This window comes from Wolbachia endosymbiont of Drosophila incompta (assembly GCF_001758565.1).
Lineage (GTDB): Bacteria > Pseudomonadota > Alphaproteobacteria > Rickettsiales > Anaplasmataceae > Wolbachia > Wolbachia pipientis.
In genome coordinates this window covers 750,169-751,215 of record NZ_CP011148.1, presented here as the reverse complement: position 1 = coordinate 751,215, position 1,047 = coordinate 750,169, and the positions used below count along the sequence as shown (strand labels likewise).

The 1,047-nt window shown below is 36.0% G+C and carries 1 protein-coding gene; it reads left to right on the top strand.

Going from position 1 to position 1,047, the window contains the following annotated elements; translation table 11 throughout:
• Positions 1–162: 162 nt before the first annotated feature.
• Positions 163–1,047 (top strand): DNA ligase LigA-related protein (locus WG67_RS07280; RefSeq protein ID WP_410543609.1); only part of this gene is annotated, 885 nt, incomplete at its 3' end.

Below are 1,047 nucleotides of genomic sequence, written 5' to 3'. Positions count from 1 at the left end.
GGCTAGAGCAAGCGAGATCTGCTAATACAATTGAGCAAGAGAAGAATAAGTATGGCTATAGCATTGTGGCACCTTTGATATTTGATGGATTAAGACCATATGATAAATTCAAGAAAATTCACAGCTTGACGACAAAGGCTAATGTAGCATTATATTGGTATCATGACTAACTTAGAAAAGATGAGAGAAAAACTGCAAGATCAAATAAATTATCATAATGTTTTGTATCACCAAAAAAATAAGCCAGAAATAAGTGATGCTGAATATGATGAACTGAAGAAAAAGTTAGCTGAAATAGAGCCAGAAATTTATGCAACACAAGATAGTGTTGGTGCTCCACCTGATGAGAGGTTTTCTAAGGTGGAACATCAAGAACCTATGCTTTCCCTTGAGAATGCTTATGATGAACAAGGTGTAGAGAAATTTTTGTCTAAAATAAAGAGGTTTTTAATTGAGGACAAAATAGAGATATTATGTGAACCAAAAATTGATGGGTTGTCGTTTTCTGCAATTTATGAGGATGGAAGATTTGTTAAAGCTGCAACTCGAGGTGATGGTTTTGTAGGGGAAGATGTCACTCACAATGTTGCAACAATAAAAGGCTTTCCTAAGTTTTTGCAAGGTGTGCAAGGAAGACTAGAAGTAAGAGGTGAGATATACATCAGTAACAGCGACTTTTTAAAGTTAAATGAAAACGATGAATTTGCCAATCCTCGAAATGCAGCCGCTGGTTCTCTAAAGCAATTGGATGCAAACATTACAGCAAGCAGACCTCTTAGATATTTTGCTTATTCTTTGATTGGTGGAGCAGAGAAAAGTCAAAGTGAGGTACTAAATAAGCTTGAGGCACTTGGTTTTTGCGTAAATGAGCATCAGTCCTTAACGAGTAGTTTAGATGGAATGCTGAAGTTCTATAATGAAGTCTATAACTGTCGCTATAACTTGGATTATGATATTGATGGAATAGTCTATAAAGTAAATGATTTGGTACTACAAAATCGTCTAGGGAATACTCACAAAGCACCGCGCTCAGCACTTGCATACAAG